Annotated in this window: 17 protein-coding genes, 1 pseudogene and 3 riboswitches; of the genes and pseudogenes, 14 read left to right on the top strand and 4 right to left on the bottom strand. The window is 75.1% G+C overall.

Annotated features, from left to right (window positions below; genetic code table 11):
• Window positions 1-11 precede the first annotated feature (11 nt).
• From ACGIF2_RS11735 to ACGIF2_RS11775, 9 genes and pseudogenes are all read left to right on the top strand, one after another.
• Window positions 12-1061 carry a FecCD family ABC transporter permease gene (locus tag ACGIF2_RS11735; RefSeq protein WP_396046781.1) on the top strand — a complete coding sequence of 350 codons (1050 nt, stop codon included), beginning with the start codon at window positions 12-14 and terminating at the stop codon, window positions 1059-1061.
• Window positions 1058-2128, top strand: coding sequence for a FecCD family ABC transporter permease (locus ACGIF2_RS11740; protein WP_396046783.1), 1071 nt, complete (start codon window positions 1058-1060; stop codon window positions 2126-2128). Before ACGIF2_RS11735 ends, ACGIF2_RS11740 begins: the two co-directional genes overlap by 4 nt.
• Window positions 2129-2145: 17 nt before the next feature.
• A pseudogene (locus ACGIF2_RS11745) lies at window positions 2146-2967 on the top strand (ABC transporter ATP-binding protein); the annotation flags it as partial.
• Between the two features lie 112 nt (window positions 2968-3079).
• Window positions 3080-4588: an amidohydrolase gene (locus ACGIF2_RS11750; protein WP_396046785.1), complete on the top strand. Its 1509-nt coding sequence runs from the start codon at window positions 3080-3082 to the stop codon at window positions 4586-4588.
• A gap of 59 nt (window positions 4589-4647) precedes the next feature.
• Window positions 4648-5721, top strand: coding sequence for an alcohol dehydrogenase catalytic domain-containing protein (locus ACGIF2_RS11755; RefSeq protein ID WP_396046826.1), 1074 nt, complete (start codon window positions 4648-4650; stop codon window positions 5719-5721).
• A 59-nt stretch (window positions 5722-5780) separates the two neighbouring features.
• The gene (locus tag ACGIF2_RS11760; protein WP_396046787.1) at window positions 5781-6194 is read left to right on the top strand and encodes an NUDIX domain-containing protein; all 414 of its coding nucleotides are present in this window, start codon (window positions 5781-5783) and stop codon (window positions 6192-6194) included.
• Window positions 6195-6289: 95 nt separating this feature from the next.
• Window positions 6290-6577, top strand: a complete 288-nt coding sequence (purS, locus tag ACGIF2_RS11765) for a phosphoribosylformylglycinamidine synthase subunit PurS (protein ID WP_396046789.1) — start codon at window positions 6290-6292, stop codon at window positions 6575-6577.
• Complete coding sequence (purQ, locus tag ACGIF2_RS11770) at window positions 6577-7272, top strand: phosphoribosylformylglycinamidine synthase subunit PurQ (protein ID WP_396046791.1); 696 nt, start codon at window positions 6577-6579, stop codon at window positions 7270-7272. Before purS ends, purQ begins: the two co-directional genes overlap by 1 nt.
• A complete protein-coding gene (locus tag ACGIF2_RS11775) occupies window positions 7272-8309 on the top strand; it encodes a GNAT family N-acetyltransferase (protein WP_396046793.1) in 1038 nt (345 codons plus the stop codon). The genes purQ and ACGIF2_RS11775 overlap by 1 nt, the downstream gene beginning before the upstream one ends.
• A gap of 19 nt (window positions 8310-8328) precedes the next feature.
• Here ACGIF2_RS11775 and ACGIF2_RS11780 read toward each other — a convergent pair whose 3' ends face one another.
• On the bottom strand, window positions 8329-9393 hold the full coding sequence (locus ACGIF2_RS11780; protein ID WP_396046795.1) for an LLM class flavin-dependent oxidoreductase: 1065 nt from the start codon (window positions 9391-9393) through the stop codon (window positions 8329-8331).
• Window positions 9394-9590: 197 nt separating this feature from the next.
• Window positions 9591-9691, top strand: a riboswitch (SAM riboswitch).
• A 248-nt stretch (window positions 9692-9939) separates the two neighbouring features.
• On the opposite strand from ACGIF2_RS11780, the gene ACGIF2_RS11785 reads away from it, so the two are divergent.
• From ACGIF2_RS11785 to ACGIF2_RS11800, 4 genes are all read left to right on the top strand, one after another.
• Complete coding sequence (locus ACGIF2_RS11785) at window positions 9940-11118, top strand: LLM class flavin-dependent oxidoreductase (protein ID WP_396046797.1); 1179 nt, start codon at window positions 9940-9942, stop codon at window positions 11116-11118.
• Between the two features lie 53 nt (window positions 11119-11171).
• Window positions 11172-12587, top strand: coding sequence for an NtaA/DmoA family FMN-dependent monooxygenase (locus ACGIF2_RS11790; protein ID WP_396046800.1), 1416 nt, complete (start codon window positions 11172-11174; stop codon window positions 12585-12587).
• A gap of 76 nt (window positions 12588-12663) precedes the next feature.
• A complete protein-coding gene (locus ACGIF2_RS11795) occupies window positions 12664-13482 on the top strand; it encodes a DUF1684 domain-containing protein (RefSeq protein ID WP_396046802.1) in 819 nt (272 codons plus the stop codon).
• Between the two features lie 576 nt (window positions 13483-14058).
• Window positions 14059-14682: a hypothetical protein gene (locus ACGIF2_RS11800; RefSeq protein ID WP_396046804.1), complete on the top strand. Its 624-nt coding sequence runs from the start codon at window positions 14059-14061 to the stop codon at window positions 14680-14682.
• Window positions 14683-14724: 42 nt separating this feature from the next.
• Here the strand turns inward: ACGIF2_RS11800 and ACGIF2_RS11805 are convergent, their stop codons facing one another.
• The 3 genes from ACGIF2_RS11805 to ACGIF2_RS11815 are packed head-to-tail and all read right to left on the bottom strand — an operon-like array spanning window position 14725 to window position 16645.
• Entirely contained in the window at window positions 14725-15993 is a 1269-nt protein-coding gene (locus ACGIF2_RS11805) for an O-succinylhomoserine sulfhydrylase (RefSeq protein ID WP_396046806.1), read from the bottom strand.
• Window positions 15990-16418, bottom strand: a complete 429-nt coding sequence (locus ACGIF2_RS11810) for a rhodanese-like domain-containing protein (RefSeq protein ID WP_396046808.1) — start codon at window positions 16416-16418, stop codon at window positions 15990-15992. The genes ACGIF2_RS11805 and ACGIF2_RS11810 overlap by 4 nt, the downstream gene beginning before the upstream one ends.
• Complete coding sequence (locus tag ACGIF2_RS11815) at window positions 16415-16645, bottom strand: DUF1737 domain-containing protein (RefSeq protein WP_396046810.1); 231 nt, start codon at window positions 16643-16645, stop codon at window positions 16415-16417. The genes ACGIF2_RS11810 and ACGIF2_RS11815 overlap by 4 nt, the downstream gene beginning before the upstream one ends.
• Before the next feature lie 5 nt (window positions 16646-16650).
• Window positions 16651-16752: riboswitch (SAM riboswitch) on the bottom strand.
• A 117-nt stretch (window positions 16753-16869) separates the two neighbouring features.
• Window positions 16870-16984, top strand: a riboswitch (SAM riboswitch).
• Window positions 16985-17024: 40 nt separating this feature from the next.
• Between ACGIF2_RS11815 and ACGIF2_RS11820 the strand changes: the two genes are divergently transcribed.
• Window positions 17025-18440, top strand: a complete 1416-nt coding sequence (locus tag ACGIF2_RS11820; protein WP_396046812.1) for an aminotransferase class V-fold PLP-dependent enzyme — start codon at window positions 17025-17027, stop codon at window positions 18438-18440.
• The last annotated feature ends 94 nt before the right edge of the window (window positions 18441-18534 follow it).

Consider the following 18534-nt stretch of genomic DNA (forward strand, 5'->3'; position numbering starts at 1 on the left):
AGGACGCCCGCATGACCGTCGTGGAGAGCACGGCAGCGCGAGCCCCGCACGTCACCGGCGTGCGGGGCTCGCGGGCGCGCTCGTGGCGGCTCGGCGTGGGCCTCGTCGGGGCGGTCGCGCTGCTGGTGCTCGTCGCCGGGCTGAGCATCGCCGTCGGCTCCAAGTCCGTGCCCCTGGGCGAGGTGTGGCACGCGCTGCGCTTCCCGGACGGCTCCTACGCCTCCGCGGTCGTCGACTCCCGCATCCCGCGCACGCTGCTCGGGCTGCTCGTGGGGGCCGCGCTCGCCGTGGCGGGCGCCGTGATCCAGGGCATCACCCGCAACCCGCTGGGCGACCCCGGGCTGCTCGGCGTCAACTCGGGCGCCGCGGCGTCCGTGGTGATCGTGACAGCGCTCGCCGGGGTCGGCGCCGGGCGCACGGTGTGGGCCGCGATCCCGGGTGCGGTGCTGGCGGCGATCGCCGTGTACGCGATCGGGGCCAGCGGCCGCGGACCCACGGCCGTGCGGCTCATCCTGGCGGGCGCGGCGATCACGGCGGTGCTGGTCGCGCTGGTCGAGGCGATCTCGCTGGCCAACCCCGAGGTCTTCGACTCCTACCGGTTCTGGGTGGTCGGCTCGCTCGCCGGCCGGCCCATCGAGGCGGTCGACGAGGTGCTGCCCGTCATCCTCGTCGCGCTGGTCGTGGCGCTGCTGCTCTCTCGGGCGCTCAACGCCCTCGCGCTCGGTGACGAGACCGCCACGTCGCTCGGGCTGCGCGCGGGTCGCACCCGGCTGGTCGGCGGGGCCGTCGCGACGGTCCTGACCGCCGCGTCCGTGGCGGCCGTCGGGCCGGTCGCATTCGTCGGGCTGGCCGTGCCGCACGTGGTCCGCGGCTTCACCGGCTCCGACCACCGCTGGCTGCTGCCGTACTGCGTGGCGCTCGGGCCGGTGCTGCTGCTGGGTGCCGACATCCTGGGACGGGTGGTCGCCCGGCCGGGCGAGCTCATGGTCGGCGCCGTCACGGCGTTCCTCGGTGCGCCGTTCCTCATCGCGGCCGTCCGACGTCGGGGGGCCGCGCTGTGAGCGCCCCGACGCTGACCCGCCCGACGGCCACCGAGACCCGTGTCCCGGTGCTGCGCCTCGGGTCCCTCGTCGCGCTGCACTGGCGGCGCCGAGCCGTGCTGGTCTGCCTCGCGATGCTCGGGGTGGGGCTGGTCGCCTCGCTGCTGACCCTCACCGTCGGCGAGCTCGGCATCCCGCTGCGGGAGCTGCCGGGCGTGCTGACCGGGAACGGCAGCCGCGCGCAGGAGTGGGTGCTGCGCACCAACCGGCTGCCGCGACTGCTCGTCGGCGCCCTCGCCGGAGCCGCGTTCGGGGTGGCCGGCTCCATCTTCCAGAGCGTCACGCGCAACCCGCTCGGCAGCCCCGACGTGATCGGGCTGGGCGCAGGTGCCGCGGCGGGTGCCGCGGCGGCGTCGCTGATCTGGCCGGGCGTCGTGCCGACGAGCGTCGGGGCGCTGATCGGCGCAGGGATCGCGATCGCCGCTGTCTACCTCGGGTCGGGTCGCGGCTTCTCGGCGCCCTACCGGATGGTCGTCACCGGCATCGCCGTCGGAGCGATGGCGCTCGCGTTCGTGCAGCTCGCGCTCGCGCGGGCCACCCGCGAGGACGCGTTCGTCATGGCCGCCTGGCTCAACGGCTCGCTCGCCTCGCGCCGGTGGAGCGACGTCACGCTCGTCGCTGTGGCCCTGGTCGTGCTGATCCCCGCCGCGCTCCTGCTGACGAGACGCCTGCAGCTCATGGAGATGGGGGACGACGCGGCCACCGGACTGGGCGTCGACCCGACCCGCACCCGCAACCTGGCCGTGGGCGTCGCGGTGCTGCTCACCGCCGCCGCGGTCACGGTCAGCGGACCGGTGGCGTTCGTCGCGCTCACCGCGCCGCAGATCGCGCGCCGGCTGACCCGGTCCTCCGGGCCGGGCATGATCGCCGCGGCCTGCACCGGCGCCACCGTGCTGGTGGTCGCCGACCTGCTGGCCCAGCGTCTGCCGTTCGGCGTGCAGTACCCCGTCGGGGTGGTGACCGCCGGGCTCGGCGGCATCTACCTGGCCTTCCTGTTGATCCGCGAGTGGAGAAGGGGTGCGGTGTGACCTCCGTGACCAGCTCGATGTCAGTCCAGCCGCACGCCGTGGGCGACCACGCCCGGTCCGTCACGGGTGCCGCCGAGCCACCGCTGCGCGCCGAGAACCTGACCCTCGCCTACGACAAGACGGTCGTGGTCGAGGACCTGTCGGTGTCGGTGCCGCGCGAGTCCTTCACCGTGATCATCGGCCCCAACGGCTGCGGCAAGTCCACGCTGCTGCGCGCCCTGGCGCGCACGCTCGTCCCGCGTTCCGGCCGGGTGCTGCTCGACGGCGCGCCGATCTCTGCGCTGCGCACCAAACAGGTGGCCAAGCGGATCGCGCTGCTGCCGCAGAGCCCCCTCGCGCCCGAGGCGATCACCGTGGGTGACCTCGTGGCGCGCGGCCGCTACCCGCACCAGGGTCTGCTGCGGCAGTGGTCCGCGGCCGACGAGGTCGCCGTCCGGGACGCCCTGGACGCCACCGAGGTCACGAACCTGCGTGAGCGGCTGGTCAGCGAGCTCTCGGGCGGGCAGCGGCAGCGGGTGTGGCTCGCGATGGCCCTCGCGCAGCAGACCGACCTGCTGCTGCTCGACGAGCCCACCACGTTCCTCGACATCGCCCACCAGCTCGAGGTCATGGACCTGTGCGCCCACCTGCACGAGCAGGGCCGCACACTCGTCGCCGTGCTGCACGACATCAACCAGGCGGCCCGCTACGCCACCCATCTGATCGCGATGAAGGGCGGCGCCGTGGTCGCCCAGGGCGCCCCGCACGAGGTCATCACCGCCGAGCGCATGGCCGACGTGTTCGGCCTCGCCTGCCGCGTGGTCCCCGACCCCGAGACCGGCACCCCGATGGTGGTCCCCGCCCGCCACGGCTCTATCTCGGCGACGGGGTTGGATTGGGTCGTGCCACAGTGGGCACAGTTGGCCATCCGCGCCGGTGCGGCGGGGTGCGGGCTCGAGAGGGGCGGCGTCCGTGGACGAGCTGTTGCTGACCAGGGCCCGGGTGGCCTCGGTCACGGCCGACGGGGTGCGGGTGCACCGGCCGCGCGGCGAGCCGGTCGACGTGCACGTGCGCGACGGCCGGGTCGTGGCCGTGGCGGCCGGGCTCGACGCGGCGGTGCCGTCGCGGGTGCCGCGCGTCGACCTGGACGGTCGGGTGGTGCTGCCCGGCCTGTGGGACGCGCACGTGCACCTGGGCCAGTGGGCGCTCGCGCGGCGGCGGCTCGACGTCTCCGGGGCGTCCTCGGCGGCCGCGGCGGCGCAGCTGGTGACCGCGCGCCTCTCGGGCGGCTTCGACGAGGACGTGCTGGTCGGCTTCGGCTTCCGGGACGGCCTGTGGCCCGATCGGCCCACCGCGGCGCTGCTCGACGCCGCCGCCGAGCGTGCCGGTCGGCCCCGGACCCCGGTCGTCGTGGTCGCGGCGGACCTGCACTGCGCGTGGCTCAGCACGGCCGCGCTCGAGCACTACGGCGTCCAGGGCCACCCCGACGGCGTGCTGCGCGAGACCGACTGGTTCGGCGTCGGCGAGGTCGTGAGCCTGGTGCCCGATCCGCTGCTCGACGCGTGGGTCGCCGAGGCGACCCGGGCCGCCGCGGCCCGCGGGGTCGTGGGCGTCGTGGACTTCGAGATCGCGGACAACCTCACCGCGTGGCGCCGCCGGATCCCGGCCGGCGACCGGTCGCTGCGTGTCGAGGCCGCCGTGTGGCCCGGCCACCTCGACCGAGTCGTCGCCGAGGAGCTGCAGACCGGCGACGTGGTGCTCGGCACGGGCGGGCTGCTGACCATGGGCCCGCTCAAGGTCATCACCGACGGCTCGCTCAACACCCGCACCGCGTACTGCGACGACCCGTACCCCGGCATGGAGGGCGACGGCGCGCGCGGCGTGCTGTCGGTGCCTACCGACGAGCTCGTGCTGCTCATGGCGCACGCGCACCGCAAGGGCCTGCGGTGCGCTGTGCACGCGATCGGTGACACCGCGAACGCCCTCGCGCTCGACGCGTTCGAGGCGAGCGGCGCCCGCGGCAGCATCGAGCACGCGCAGCTCGTCGAGCCCGACGACGTGCGCCGCTTCGTGGACCTGCGGGTCGTCGCGTCGGTGCAGCCCGAGCACGCGATGGACGACCGGGACGTGGCCGACCGCTTCTGGGCGGGCCGCACCGATCGGGCGTTCGCGTACGCGACGCTGGCCGACGCGGGCGTGCGCCTGGCGTTCGGCTCGGACGCGCCCGTCGCCCCGCTCGACCCGTGGGCGGCGATCTCGGCCGCCGTGACCCGGTCGCGCGACGGCCGTGAGCCGTGGCACCCCGAGCAGTCGGTCGACCTCGATGTCGCCCTGGGGGCGTCGGTGCGCTCGCGGGTCGAGCCCGGGCAGGTCGCCGACCTCGTCGTGCTCGACATCGACCCGTGGGTGGTGCCCGACCCGCGTGACATGGTGGTGGCCGCCACGATGCTGGGCGGCCGATGGACCTGGGAGGCGCTGTGAACGACCCGATCACCCCGTATCCCGCCGCCGCCCTGCGTGACCCGGCGGTCGGCGAGCCGGTGCGGGCCGTCGTGGTCAGCGCGCACGGCGAGCCGCCCCAGGTGCTGCTCGTGCCCCGCGTCGCGTGCCCGCCGCACGGCGTCGTCGTGCGCGTCGAGGCCACCGGCGTGTGCCGCAGCGACTGGCACGCCTGGCAGGGCCACGACCCCGACGTCACGCTCCCGTACGTGCCCGGCCACGAGCTCGCCGGGACGGTCGTCGAGGCCGGGCCCGAGGTGCGCGACTGGACCGCGGGCGACGTCGTCACCGTGCCGTTCGTGTGCGCGTGCGGCACGTGCGACGCGTGCGTGGCCGGCGACCAGCAGGTGTGCGAGCGTCAGACCCAGCCCGGGTTCACGCACGACGGCTCGTTCGCGCAGTACGTCGCGCTCGACCACGCCGACGTGAACCTGGTGCGCCTGCCGCACGGGCTCTCGCCCGTCACCGCCGCGGCCCTCGGCTGCCGGTTCGCGACCGCCTACCGTGCCGTCACGGTGCACGGACGCGTCGGGCCTGGCCAGTGGGTCGCTGTGCACGGCTGCGGCGGCGTGGGGCTCTCGGCCATCATGGTCGCCGTCGCGGCTGGCGCGCGTGTCGTTGCCGTGGACGTCTCGCCTGCGGCCCGTGACGCGGCGCTCGCGCTCGGCGCCGAGGCGGCGATCGACCCGGGCCTTCTGCCCGATGCCGCCGTCGGCAGCGAGGCCTTGCCCGACGCGGACGCCGTCGCGCAGGCGGTGCACGCCGTCACCGGGGGAGGCGCCCACGTCTCGCTCGACGCGCTCGGCACCCCGCACACCGCCGCCGCCTCGGTGCTGTCGCTGCGCCGCCGCGGCCGGCACGTGCAGGTCGGTCTGCTGCTGGACGGTCCGACGCCGCTGCCCATGGGACGGGTCGTCGCGTGGGAGCTCGAGCTGGTGGGCAGCCACGGCATGGCCGCGCACGAGTACGCGGCGATGCTCGCCCGGGTCGTGGCCGGCGAGCTCGACCTCGACCGGCTCGTGGGTGAGGTCATCGACCTGGACGGCGTGCCCGCGGCGCTCGCGGCGATGAGCGGCCCGCCCACCTCGTCGGGCATGACGGTGGTCGTGCTCTGAACCGGCGCGGTGCGGGCGACGCCGTGGCCTGCCAGGTCGAGCGGGTACCGTCGCGGGTCGTGAGCCACCCGACCCTGACCGTCGCCGCCGTCTGCTTCCGGGACGCCGACGGCCGCATCCTGACCGTCCGCAAGCGCGGCACCGCGCACTTCATGCTGCCGGGCGGGAAGCTCGAGCCCGGCGAGGCGGCCGACGACGCGGCCCGCCGCGAGGTCCACGAGGAGCTCGGCGTCCGCCTCGAGCCTGCGGACATCACGCTGCTGGGATCGTGGCGCGCCCCGGCCGCCAACGAGCCGGACACCGACGTGGTCGGCACGGTCTACCTCGCGGAGCTGACGTCTGAGCCCTCGGCCGCGAACGAGATCGCCGAGCTGCGCTGGGTGCACGTCGTGGACGGCGCGGCGCTCGACGGCAGCCCGCTCGCGCCGCTGCTGCGCGACCGCGTCGTCCCGGCGCTGGCCCTGCTCGTCTGACCGTCTCGCCCGCGCCCCGGACGCCGCGATCGACCACCCTGGTGACTCGGTACTCTGGTCGGGCCCCCTCCGCCGCGAATACAGGAGCCACCACCGTGGGACGAGTCGTCGTCGATGTGATGCCGAAGCCCGAGATCCTCGACCCGCAGGGCAAGGCGGTCGCCGGTGCGCTGCCGCGCCTGGGGTTCGGCCAGTTCACGTCCGTTCGTCAGGGCAAGCGGTTCGAGCTCGAGGTCGAGGGGCCGGTGACCCCCGAGGTGCTGGCCGCCGCCGCCGAGGCCGCCGCGACCGTGCTGTCGAACCCGGTCATCGAGGACGTCGTCCGCGTGGCCGACATCGAGACCGACGCCGCCGCGACGACCACGAGCGAGGGCGTCGCCTGATGACGCGCATCGGGGTCGTGACGTTCCCCGGCACGCTCGACGACCGGGACGCCGCTCGTGCGGTCCGGCTCGCGGGGGCCGAGGCCGTCGCGCTGTGGCACGCCGACCGCGACCTGCAGGGCGTCGACGCCGTCGTGCTGCCCGGTGGCTTCTCGTACGGCGACTACCTGCGTGCCGGTGCCATCAGCCGGTTCGCGCCCGTCATGGACACGATCGTCGAACAGGCCGGCAAGGGTCTGCCCGTGCTCGGCATCTGCAACGGCTTCCAGGTCCTCACCGAGGCCCACCTGCTGCCGGGCTCGATGGTCAAGAACGACCACCTGCACTTCATCTGCCGCGAGCAGGTGCTGAGCGTCGAGAACGCCGACACCGCGTGGACCCGCGACTACACCGCGGGCGAGCGGATCACCATCCCGCTCAAGAACCAGGACGGCCAGTACGTCGCCGACGAGTCGACGCTCGACGAGCTCGAGGGCGAGGGGCGCGTGGTGTTCCGCTACGACGGCTGGAACCCGAACGGCTCGCGCCGCGGCATCGCCGGCATCACCAACGCAGCGGGCAACGTCGTCGGCCTCATGCCGCACCCCGAGCACGCGGTCGAGCCCGGCTTCGGGCCCGACGGCGCGAACGGCCCGCGCACCGGCACCGACGGTCTGCGCTTCTTCACGTCTGTGCTCCGGACGCTCGTCGGTTGATGACCACGACGGACGACCGCGCCGGGCACCCGTCCGCGGCCGGCGGCAGCGTGTCCGTGGCCCTGGTGGCCTGGGACGACCCGGAGTTCGCCGCGCTGCGCACCGCGCAGCAGGCCGAGCTGCGGGAGCTGTACGGCGACGACGACCTCGGGCACGCCATGACCGGCGACGACGTCACCGCGACGGTCCTGCTGCGCGTCGGCGGCGAGCCGGTGGCCTGCGGGGCGCTCCGCGACGTGGCGGTGGCGTACGGCCGGGGCGTCGGCGAGGTCAAGCGCATGTTCGTGCTGCCGGGGCACCGGGGCCGCGGCAACTCGCGCACGGTGCTCACCGAGCTCGAGCGGCTGGCCCGCGAGCGCGGCTGGCGCCGGCTGATCCTCGAGACGGGCGTGCTGCAGCCCGAGGCGATCGGGCTGTACGTGCGGGCGGGGTACGTCGCGACCGAGAACTTCGGCGAGTACGTGGGTGTCGTGGAGTCCCGGTGCTTCGCCAAGGACCTGCGGGCCCAGCCGCGGGAACGCTCCGCGCGCGAGGCCGGGTCCGACGCCGGGGTGGTCACGCTCGCCAGGGTCGCGTGGGACGACGCGGAGGCGCGCGAGCTGCGGCGCTCGATGTGGACCGACACGACGGTGCGCTACCCGGAGGTCGTGGACCTCGTCGAGGCCGAGGGTGGCCCCGACGTGGACGACGAGCGCCAGGGTGACGGGGTGCTCACCACGGTCGTGGCCCGCCTGGACGGCCGGCCGGTGGGCTGCGCCTCGCTGCGCGCCGCCCGGGACGGGTACCCGGCGGGTTCGGGCGAGCTCAAGAAGGTCTTCGTCGACGACTCCGCGCGGGGGTCGGGGGTCGCCCGCGCGCTGCTGATCGCGATCGAGGACGACGCCCGTGCCCGCGGGCTGACGAGCGTCGTGCTGCAGACCGGCATCCGCCAGCCCGAGGCCGTCGGCCTGTACGCGGCGGTCGGCTACCGGCCCGTCGCGCCGTTCGGCCCGTACGTGGGCGACCAGCTGACGCTCTGCTTCGCGAAGCCGCTCTAGCCCTCGAGCCCGCGGCGGCTCAGCCGGCGGGCGCATCCGACGGCTCCTGCTCAGGACCGTCGAGCGCGGTGCGCACGAGCGGGGCGACGACCGAGCCGTACAGCTCGATCGCCCGCACCGTGTGCTCGTGCGGCAGGGCGCCCTGAGAGATCTTGAGGTCGAACCGGTCGAGGCCGAGGATCCGCGCCGAGCGCACGATCTTCGCGGCGACGGTGGTCGGCGAGCCCGCGTACAGCGCGCCGTCGGGTCCGGCAGCCTCCTGGAACGCCTCGCGGGTGGGCGGCGGCCAGCCCCGCTCGCGCCCGATGCGCCCGACGTACGTGCGGTAGTGCGGCCAGAGCTGGTCGAGCGCCTCGTCGTCGGTCGCCGCGACGTGACCGGGGGAGTGCTGGCCCACGAGCCCCGGGCCGGTGCCGAGCTCGGCCAGCGCCCGGTGGTAGAGGTCGACGAACGGTCGGAACCGGGCCGGCTCGCCGCCGATGATCGCGAGCATGAGCGGCAGTCCGTAGCGCGCCGCGCGCACCACGGACTCGGGGCTGCCGCCCACGCCCACCCACGTGCGCAGCCGCCCGTGCTCGACCGGCGGGTGCACGTGCTGGTCGCGCAGCGCGGGGCGGGTGGTCCCCGACCACGTGACCGGGCCACCCGCGAGCAGGTGCGTGAACAGGTCGAGCTTCTCGTCGAACAGCACCTCGTACTGCGCCAGGTCGAGCCCGAACAGCGGGAACGACTCGGTGAACGAGCCGCGCCCCACCGTGACCTCGGCGCGCCCGGCGGAGATCGCGTCGAGCGTGGAGAACCGCTCGAAGACGCGCACGGGGTCGTCCGAGGACAGCACGGTGACAGCCGAGCCGAGCCGCACGCGCGTGGTGCGGGCAGCGATCGCTGCGAGCACCACGTCGGGTGCCGAGATCGCGAAGTCGTCCCGGTGGTGCTCCCCGACCCCCACGGCGTCGAGCCCCACCTGATCGGCGACCACCCCTTGCTCGACCACGTTGCGGATCACCTGAGCCTGGCTCAGCAGCGTGCCGTCCGCACCCTGCGTGACGTCCCCGAACGTGTCGATGCCGAGCTCGATGCCCATGTCTCCTCCAGTGCCCGCAGCTCTCTTCCAGTGCCCGCAGTGCCGGAGCGGCGGTGGCGGTCCGCTCGATCCGTCCCGTGCCCCTCAGGTCCAGCCTCGGTGCACGGCGGCCCGCCCGCCACGCCGCCCGCGCCCGGGACGTCTCGGATGTCGGATGTGGGCTGGTCATCCCGCGAACGCCTTCCTAGGCTGCTCGGTGCCCATCCAGAGCGACCGAGAGACCTGGCTCGTCGACGTCGCAGCAACCTCCCACCGCTCCCGCGGCGGGTGCAGGTGCTTCCGCCAGGACCGATGGAGGTCCACCGTGCGTCACCCGAGCAGCACACGCCGCTGTCGCTGTTGTCGCGCCTGACGTCCGGCCGCCCGCTCGTGCGGGCGCAGCGCTGACCTCTCCCTGACGCCCCTCGCGCCCGCCGTCGTCGGCGTGGCCCGAGGCGATCCGGCGTCGTCCGGCACCCGCGTGCCCCCTCCTTCCGGCCCGGTCCCGCCGTGCCGTCCTCCGTCACCGTCGCGCGGTGCGCGCGGCGTCCTCATCCAGGGGTGCCCATGTCCCAGACCCGTCCGTTCCACCTGGCCGTCGAGCTCGAGGGCGCCGGCCGTCACCCGGCGGCGTGGCGGCTGCCCGACGCCGATGCCGAAGGGCTCCTCACCGCGGCCCACTGGGTTCGCCTGGTGCGGGCCGTCGAGCGCGCGGGGGCCACGTTCGTGGTGCTCGCCGACTCGGTGGCCCCGCCGGACGGCGTGCCCGGCACGGTCCAGGCGCGGCTCGACGCGACCGGCCTCGCCGCGCTGCTCGGGCCCCTGACCCACCAGGTCGGGCTCGTCCCGGTGGTGCCCGTCTCGTACGCCGAGCCGTTCCACGTGAGCAAGGCGATCACGACGCTCGACCACGTGAGCGACGGACGTGCCGGTTGGCAGGTCGACGTCGCGGCCCCCGCCGGAACGGGCGGTGGCGACGTGCAGGCGGCCCAGTTCCACGGCCGGACGGCGCGCTCGTCGGCGGCCCAGTGGGACGAGGCCGCCGACGTGGTCGAGGTCGTCAGCCGGTTGTGGGACTCGTGGGAGGACGACGCGATCGTGCTCGACGCAGCGACCGACCGGTACGTGGACCGCACGCGCATCCACGGCGCCGACTTCACGGGGGCGACGTTCTCGGTGGCCGGGGCGTCGATCACGCCCCGCTCGCCGCAGGGCCAGCCGATCGTCGTGGTGCGCGGTGACGTGCCCGAGGCGCTGAGCCTCGCCGCGGCCCGTGCCGACGTGATCCGGGTCGCGGCCCGCGACGTGGCGGGGGCGACCGCGCGCGTGGCGCAGGTCCGCGCGGCGGTGGCCGCCGCCGGGCGCGAGGCCCAGGCCGTGCACGTGCTGCTGGACGTCGAGGTCCTGCTCGCGGTCGACGACCCAGCCGCAGCCCGGCGCCTCGCTGAGCTCGACACCCTGGCCGGGCGGCCGTGGTCCCCGCGCGGCCTCGCGGTCGTCGCCGGGGCGCCCCGGGCCGCGGAGGCGCTCGCCGACCTCGTGGACCTCACGGGCGCCGACGGTCTGGTGCTGGCCCCGCTCGCGCAGGTCGGCGACGTGGCGCTGCTCACCGAGCAGCTCGCACCCCTGCTGCGGGCCCGCGGGCGGCTCGCGGCGCACCCCACCGATGCCGCGGACACGCCCCGCACGCTGCGCGACGCGTTCGGTCTCGCCCGCCCCTCGAGCCGCTACGCCACGGCCCGCTGAACCACCCCGCCGTCCCGCCGTCGCCGACCTCGTCGAGCAGAGAAGGACCTCTCATGCCGCAGCAGCACCCGAAGCAGATCCACCTCGCCGCCCACTTCCCGGGCGTCAACCACCACACCGTGTGGACCGACCCGTCGCACCAGCCCGGGACGCAGTCGTCGTTCGCGTCGTTCGAGCACCTGGCCCGCACCGCCGAGCGCGGGCTGTTCGACTTCCTCTTCCTCGCCGAAGGGCTGCGGCTGCGTGAGCAGCGCGGGCAGATCATCGAGCACGACGTGGTCGGCCGCCCGGACACGTACACGGTGCTCGCCGCGCTCGCGGGGATCACGACCCGGCTCGGCCTCGCGGGCACGATCAACGCGACGTTCAACGAGCCGTACGAGCTCGCGCGCCAGTTCGCGACCCTCGACCACCTCTCGGCCGGACGGGCGGCGTGGAACGTGGTCACGTCGTCGGACGCGTTCCACGGCGCGAACTTCCGCCGCGGCGGCTACCTGGACCACGCGGACCGCTACGAACGGGCCCGCGAGGTGGTCGACACGGCGCGGGCCCTGTGGGACGCGTGGGCGCCCGACGCGGTGCTCGCCGACCCCGTCTCGGGCACCTACGTGCGGGAGCGATCCGTGGGGCTCGTGCGCACGGGCGGCCGGCTCGTCGACATCGAGGCCCGCCCGACGCTGCCGCGCCCGCCCCAGGGTCACCCCGTGATCATCCAGGCTGGCGACTCGGACGGCGGCCGCGAGCTCGCCGCCCAGGTGGCCGACGCCGTGTTCTCCCGGCACGGCGGCCTCGAGGACGGGCGCGCGTTCTACGCCGACGTGAAGGGTCGGCTCGCGCGGTACGGCCGGAGCCCCGACGACCTCAAGATCCTGCCCGGGGCCAGCTTCGTGCTGGGCGACACCCCGGCCGATGCCGAGGAGCGGCTGCGCGAGATCCAGCACCAGCAGGTGCGCCCCGCGGTCGCGCGCTCGTTCGTCGAGCAGGTGTGGAACCGGGACCTGTCGGCCTACGACGTGGACGGCCCGCTCCCCGACGTCGATCCGCTGGTCGAGGAGCCGTCGATCACGCAGGGCCGCGCCGCGCAGTTTGCCGACCCCCGCGCGGTGGCCGCCCGGTGGCGCGCGATCGCCGAGGAGAAGGACCTCAGCATCCGCGAGCTGGTCATCGAGGTGATCGGGCGTCAGTCGTTCGTCGGCACGCCCCAGCAGGTCGCCGACGACATCGACCGCCACGTGCAGACGGGTGCGTCGGACGGCTTCATCCTCATCCCGCACCTGACCCCGCACGGGCTCGACGAGTTTGTGGACCGCGTCGTCCCGCTGCTCCAGGAGCGTGGCTCGTACCGCACCGAGTACACCGGCACGACGCTGCGCGAGCACCTGGGCCTGCCCGACGCGGGCGCGTTCGGCCGCACGCTCCCCGTCGCGGCCGACGTGCCCTCCGCGGACGCGGCGCTCGCGGTCCCGTGACGCCGCGGCAGCTCGTGCCGCACCACGACCCCACCTCCGCCCCGCGCATCGACCCGCACCACCGAGAGGACCCGCCATGACCACCACGACCGATCCCGCCGCCGCGACGTTCGCCGCCGAGTGGGAGGCCTGGCACGCGAGCCGGGAGCGGTACTTCCGCGACCCGCACGGCTGGGTCGCGATCACAGCGCTGCACTGGCTGACCCCCGCCCCGGCCCCGCTCGGCGGTGGGGTGCCGGGCCGCTGGTCGAGCGCCGACGGCACTGTGCGCATCCAGGCCGCGCGCACCGACGCCGTGGTGCTCCCCGACGGGACGACGGTCGACGGCGAGGCAACGCTGCACCCGGTCGAGGGTGCTCCCGGCCTCGGCGTCCGGGTCGGTGACCTGCTGGTCGAGGTCGCCCGCCGCACGAGCCACGACATCGTCCGCGTGCACGACCCGCGCGCCCCGCAGCTCGCCGAGTTCACGGGGATCCCGGCCTACGCGCCCGACCCGGCGTGGGTCGTGCCGGGCGTCCTGACACGCTACCCGGCCCCGCGCACCGTGACGACCGGGGCTGTGGTCGACGGTCTCGAGCACCACCACACAGCGATCGGCACCGTCGACTTCGCGATCGGCGGCGCGCCGCAGCAGCTCGTCGTGTTCGACGGGGCACACGGCCCGAGCGTGCTGTTCCGCGACGCGACCAGCGGGGTCACCACCTACCCCGCGTCGCGCACCCTGGCGCTGGGCCCGGTCGCTGACGACGGCGCGCTCCTGCTCGACTTCAACCGTGCGGCGAACTTGCCGTGCGGACTGACGCAGTTCGCGACGTGCCCCGTACCGCCGCGCGAGAACGTGCTGACCGTCGCCGTCGAGGCGGGGGAGCAGTGGGTCAGACCGGCCGACGCCTGACCGTCGGTCGCCACCCCGTCCGGACCTCGTCGTCGACGCACCGCGGTCCGGGGCCCGGACGGGGGCTCCCGGGGCCCGGAACGGACACCGCTGGGAGCCCGTACGCGATCAGGTCAGTTGATCGCCGACACGAGCCGGAAGATCACCATGATCCCGACGAGTGCCCCGACGAACCAGCCTGTCCAGGAGCCGGGTTGACGTGTCACCGGCCGCGTCGAGCGCCGACTCCCGGCCACGCGGCCGCGGTGGCCGCGTCGAGCTCTGCGTGGCCGCACTCGCCCCCGGCCGCGCCGCCGCGTGCGTGACGGGGGCAGCAGGTCGATGATCGAGCTCTCTGGGCGACGCCAGTCACTTGGCACAAGAACTCCGTCGGCACATCCGAGCCCGCCCTTGATGCCAGATGCCGCCCGCGTCGCGGTCCGGGGCCCGGACGCGGGCTCCCGCCCGGGCCCGACGCCCGCTACGATCCCCCTGTGTCCCTGCAGACGTGTTGTCGCTGAGCTGACGACCTCGCGCGCCTGATGTGGCTCCGGCCCCGGGCAGCGCACCTGCACGACACCCCCTGAGGAACCGCTCGTGACGACGCTCACGCCTCCCCGCCCCCTGCACGTCTCGCTCCCGCCCGTCCCGGCCCGGCACGCGGCACCGCTCACCGGGACCCGTCCCGCGCGCGCGGGCACACGTCCACCGTTCCGGGTGGTCCTCGACGCACCTGCCGCGCCGACCGACACGAGCGGCCCGCGGCCCGTCGAGCTGCACGACGCCTCTGAGGTCGCCGTCGCGCTGGCCGCCGCCCGCGCCGAGGTCGTGCGGCTGGGCTTCTCGTCCCGGCTGCCCACCCGGTCCGCGGTGTCCGCGCTGGTCGCGCAGCTCGATGAGGAGGTCGCCGCCATGGGGCGTCGGCGCTCCGACGTGACGGTGCTGCTCGACGTCGAGGTCGTGGTCGCTGCCGACGACGCCTCGGCCCGGGCCATGTCCCGCCGGCTCGCGTGCCTCGACGCCATGGCCGGCATCGCATGGCGCGCGGATGCGGGCAGGATCGTGGCGCCCGCGGACCAGGTGCTGGTTGAGGCCACCCGCCTCGCCCGCGAGGTCGGGGCCGACGGCGTCGTGCTCGTGCCGCTCGCCGACTCGTCGGACCTGCTGCGGGCGCTGCTCGCGGACGCGCACGATCCGCGCGAGGCCGCGATCCCGGCCTGACGTGTCACGACGGACGTCCCGCGCGTGCGGTCGCCTCGGGCGTCAGCCGTCGAGGGTGCCGAGCGCCTGGGCGACGTCCTCGATCAGGTCGGCGGGGTCCTCGAGCCCGACCGACAGCCGCACCGTGGACTCGGCGATGCCGACCCTCGCGCGACCCTCGGGCCCGAGCTTGCGGTGCGTGGTCGTCGCCGGGTGCGTGACGATCGACTTCGCGTCACCGAGGTTGTTCGAGATGTCGACGATCCGCAGCGCGTCGACCACGCCGAAGGTGAGCTTCTTCGCGAGGTCGGGCGACGCGCCGTCGGGCACCGAAAGATCGAACGTGACGACGGTGCCGCCGCCCGACTGCTGCGCGAGCGCGAGCTCGTGCTGCGGGTGCGAGGCCAGGTACGGGTAGCGGACCCGGGCGACGGCGGGCTGCTGCTCGAGCCAGGTCGCGACCTGCAGCGCGGAGGCCGTCTGGTGGCGCACCCGCAGCGACACCGTCTCGAGGCCCTTGAGCAGCACCCAGGCGTTGAACGGGCTGAGCGAGGGGCCGGTGTTGCGGATCAGGGTCTGCACGGGCCCGTGCACGTACTCGGACGAGCCGAGGATCGCGCCGCCGAGCACCCGACCCTGGCCGTCGATGTGCTTGGTGGCCGAGTACACGACCACGTCCGCCCCGAGCTCGAGCGGGTGCGAGAGCACGGGTGTCGCGAACACGTTGTCGACCACGACCGTCGCGCCGGCGGCGTGCGCGAGCCGCGAGACGGCGGCGATGTCGACGAGGTCCTGCATCGGGTTGGACGGCGTCTCGAAGAAGACGACGTCGGCCGGGGTCGAGAGCGCGTCCTCCCACTGGGAGAGCTCGTGGCCGTCCACGTAGTCGGTGCGCACACCCCACCGGGCGAGCAGCTCGTCGAAGATCACCACGGTCGAGCCGAACAGCGCGCGCGCCGCCACGACCCGCGAACCCGTGCGCACGAGCGCGGCGAGCGAGGTGAACACCGCGGACATGCCCGATGCGGTCGCGGACGCTGCTTCGGCGCCCTCGATCAGCCGCAGCCGCTCCTCGAACGTCGAGACGGTCGGGTTGGAGTACCGCGAGTACAGGAACCGGTCGGTCTCGCCCGCGAACGCCGCCTCGGCCTCGGCGGCGGTGTCGTACACGTAGCCCTGGGTGAGGAACAGCGCCTCGGACGTCTCGTGGAACTCGCTGCGGACCAGCCCGCCGCGGACCGCGAGGGTGTCGGGTCGCAGCCCGGGCTGCAGCGTCCCGTCGTCCCAGGCGCCCGGGCCGGGCGTGCGACGCGGGTGGTTCGCGCCGCTCACGGCTGGGTCCAGGGCAGTCCCGCGGCGCGCCAGCCCGCGGCGCCACGGTGGCCCTGCGCGTCGACGTCTCCCTCGAAGCCCTCGAGCACGTTGTACGCGGGGCCGTACCCGGCCGCGGTGGCAGCGGTCGCGGCGGCGACCGAGCGCACGCCCGAGCGGCACAGGAACACGACGGGCCGCTCGTCGCCCGGGGTCAGCCCGGTGCGGGCGAGCTCGGCGAGGAACTCGGCGTTGGGCTGCCCGCTCGGGTAGCGGACCCACTCGACCAGCTCGGTGCGGCGACCGAGCCCGCTCACGTCGGGCACGCCCACGTAGCGCCACTCGGCGTCGGTGCGCACGTCGACCAGCACGGCGCGCTCGTCGGCGGCCAGCAGGTCCCAGGCCTCGCGCGGGGTCAGGTCGCCCGCGTAGCGCCCGGCGCTCATACGAGCACGGTCTCGGGTCGCGGCGGGGTGGGGAGCACCACGGCCTGCGCGACGATCACGCGCTCGCCGTCGAACGTGGCGGCGGGGCTGCCGTGCAGCACGTAGCCCTCGTCGAGGGCCGCGCTGACGCGTGCGCAGAACGTCGAGTCGTCGGGTCCGGTCAGCAGCCGGTAGCGCAGCCGCGGGGTGCTCGCGTCCGTGCCGGGAGCGGGGTCGGGGATGCTCATGCTCGCCTCCATCGGTCCTGGCGGTAGCACCCTCGGCCGGGCACCGGGGTGCCCGCGGGTTGCTGCGGCGTCGTCGAGCCAGATCTCTCGGCCGCTCTGGATGGTGGACGCGACACTACGCCGCGTCGGTCAGGCCTTCCAAGCCTCGGACGCGCCTGTCCGCCATCCGAGACGGTCCCGTGAGCCGTTGACAGCCCCGAGGGCGGGCGTGAACCTTGAGGCAAGGTCATGAGTGCCAGCGCACAGCCCCGGCTTGCTGGCCGGCAACCCTCCTCCGCGGTGGGGTGCCCCGGGTGACGACCGGGCTGTGCGCCCGTCGGTGCACGGCAAGCGCGGGGGTTCAGCACGTCGCTCCCCCCACACCTGTCGGAGGAGTGCCATGAAGTCCCTCACCACCGAGCACCAGGACCTGGTGCGTGTCGACGAGGTCGCCGCGTCCGGGCACCCGCCGCTCCTGGCCGTGGTCGGGGCGGCCACCCAGGTGCCGCTCGTCGACGGCACCACCCGCACCTACGCGAACCTCGACTACGCCGCCAGCGCCCCCGCGCTCGAGGCCGTCGCGGCCCGCGTGAACGAGGTGCTGCCGCTGTACGCGTCGGTGCACCGCGGCGCGGGCTACCTCTCGCAGGTGTGCACCGCGCTGTACGAGGCGTCCCGGCAGACCATCGCCCGGTTCGTCGGGGCCCGCGAGGACGACGTCGCGATCATCACGCGCAACACGACCGACTCGCTCAACCTGCTCGCGGGCATCGTCCCGGCGGCTGCCGACGGCTCCCCGGGACAGGTGCTCGTCCTCGACGGCGAGCACCACGCCAACCTGCTCCCGTGGGGGCTCGGCGCCGACCGCGCCGCGACGGTGCTGCCCATCGCGGAGACGGTCGCCGCGACCCTCGACCGTCTGGCCGACGAGCTGGGGACGCGTCCGTACGCGCTCGTCGCGGTCAGCGGGGCGTCCAACGTGACCGGCGAGGCGCTGCCGCTCGACGACGTCGTGCGGATCGCGCACGCCGCCGGGGCCCGGGTCGCGGTCGACGCCGCCCAGCTCGTGCCGCACCGGCCGTTCTCGCTCGCCGGATCCGACGTCGACTACGTCGCGTTCTCCGGCCACAAGACCTACGCACCGTTCGGCGCGGGTGCCCTCGTGGGGCGCCGCGACTGGCTGGACACGGGCGCACCGCATCTCGCAGGGGGAGGTGCGGTGCGCGACGTCCGGGTCGACCGGACGCTGTGGCAGCTGGCGCCGGCGCGGCACGAGGCCGGTTCGCCGAACGTGCTCGGGGCTGTCGCGCTGGCCGAGGCGTGCGACGTGCTCGCGGCGCTGCCCGACGGGGCGCTCGCGGCCCACGAGGACGTGCTGCGCACCCGGCTGGTGGACGGGCTCGCCGGGATCGACGGGGTCGAGGTCGTGCGGATCTGGCCCGACTCGGTCGACCCCGTGGGCGTCGTGACGTTCACCGTCGCGGGCCACGACCCGGGGCTCGTCGCGGCGTACCTCGCGGCCGAGCACGGCATCGGCGTGCGGGACGGGCGGTTCTGCGCCCACCCGCTGCTCGCTCACCTCGGTGCGCCTGCCGGGGCGATCCGGGCCTCGGTGGGCGTCGGGACCGCGGGCGAGGCCGTCGACCGGCTCGTCGCGGCGCTCACCGCCTACCTCCACGCCGGGCCGCGTGCCCGGTACGAGGTGGTGGACGGCTGCTGGACCGTCGTCGACGACACCCGCCCGCTCCTCGTCGTCCACGGCCTCGAAGCCCTCGCCGCCACCGCCGCCCAAGCCTGCGGCCCCACCCCCGACTGACCCCACCCCCCACCCCCACCCTTCGCCGAGATAGAGCCTGGGGGGGGGGGGGGGGGGGGAAAGGGGAAAGGCTTTGTGCGAAGGGTGTGCTTCT

It is taken from the genome of Cellulomonas sp. P22, from assembly GCF_044392165.1.

Coding starts and splice junctions, on each gene's coding strand:
- ACGIF2_RS11735 (WP_396046781.1), top strand. CDS start 12: ATGACCGTCGTGGAGAGCACGGCAGCGCGAGCCCCGCACGTCACCGGC.
- purQ (WP_396046791.1), top strand. CDS start 6,577: ATGACGCGCATCGGGGTCGTGACGTTCCCCGGCACGCTCGACGACCGG.
- ACGIF2_RS11775 (WP_396046793.1), top strand. CDS start 7,272: ATGACCACGACGGACGACCGCGCCGGGCACCCGTCCGCGGCCGGCGGC.
- ACGIF2_RS11780 (WP_396046795.1), bottom strand. CDS start 9,393: ATGGGCATCGAGCTCGGCATCGACACGTTCGGGGACGTCACGCAGGGT.
- ACGIF2_RS11785 (WP_396046797.1), top strand. CDS start 9,940: ATGTCCCAGACCCGTCCGTTCCACCTGGCCGTCGAGCTCGAGGGCGCC.
- ACGIF2_RS11790 (WP_396046800.1), top strand. CDS start 11,172: ATGCCGCAGCAGCACCCGAAGCAGATCCACCTCGCCGCCCACTTCCCG.
- ACGIF2_RS11795 (WP_396046802.1), top strand. CDS start 12,664: ATGACCACCACGACCGATCCCGCCGCCGCGACGTTCGCCGCCGAGTGG.
- ACGIF2_RS11810 (WP_396046808.1), bottom strand. CDS start 16,418: ATGAGCGCCGGGCGCTACGCGGGCGACCTGACCCCGCGCGAGGCCTGG.
- ACGIF2_RS11815 (WP_396046810.1), bottom strand. CDS start 16,645: ATGAGCATCCCCGACCCCGCTCCCGGCACGGACGCGAGCACCCCGCGG.
- ACGIF2_RS11820 (WP_396046812.1), top strand. CDS start 17,025: ATGAAGTCCCTCACCACCGAGCACCAGGACCTGGTGCGTGTCGACGAG.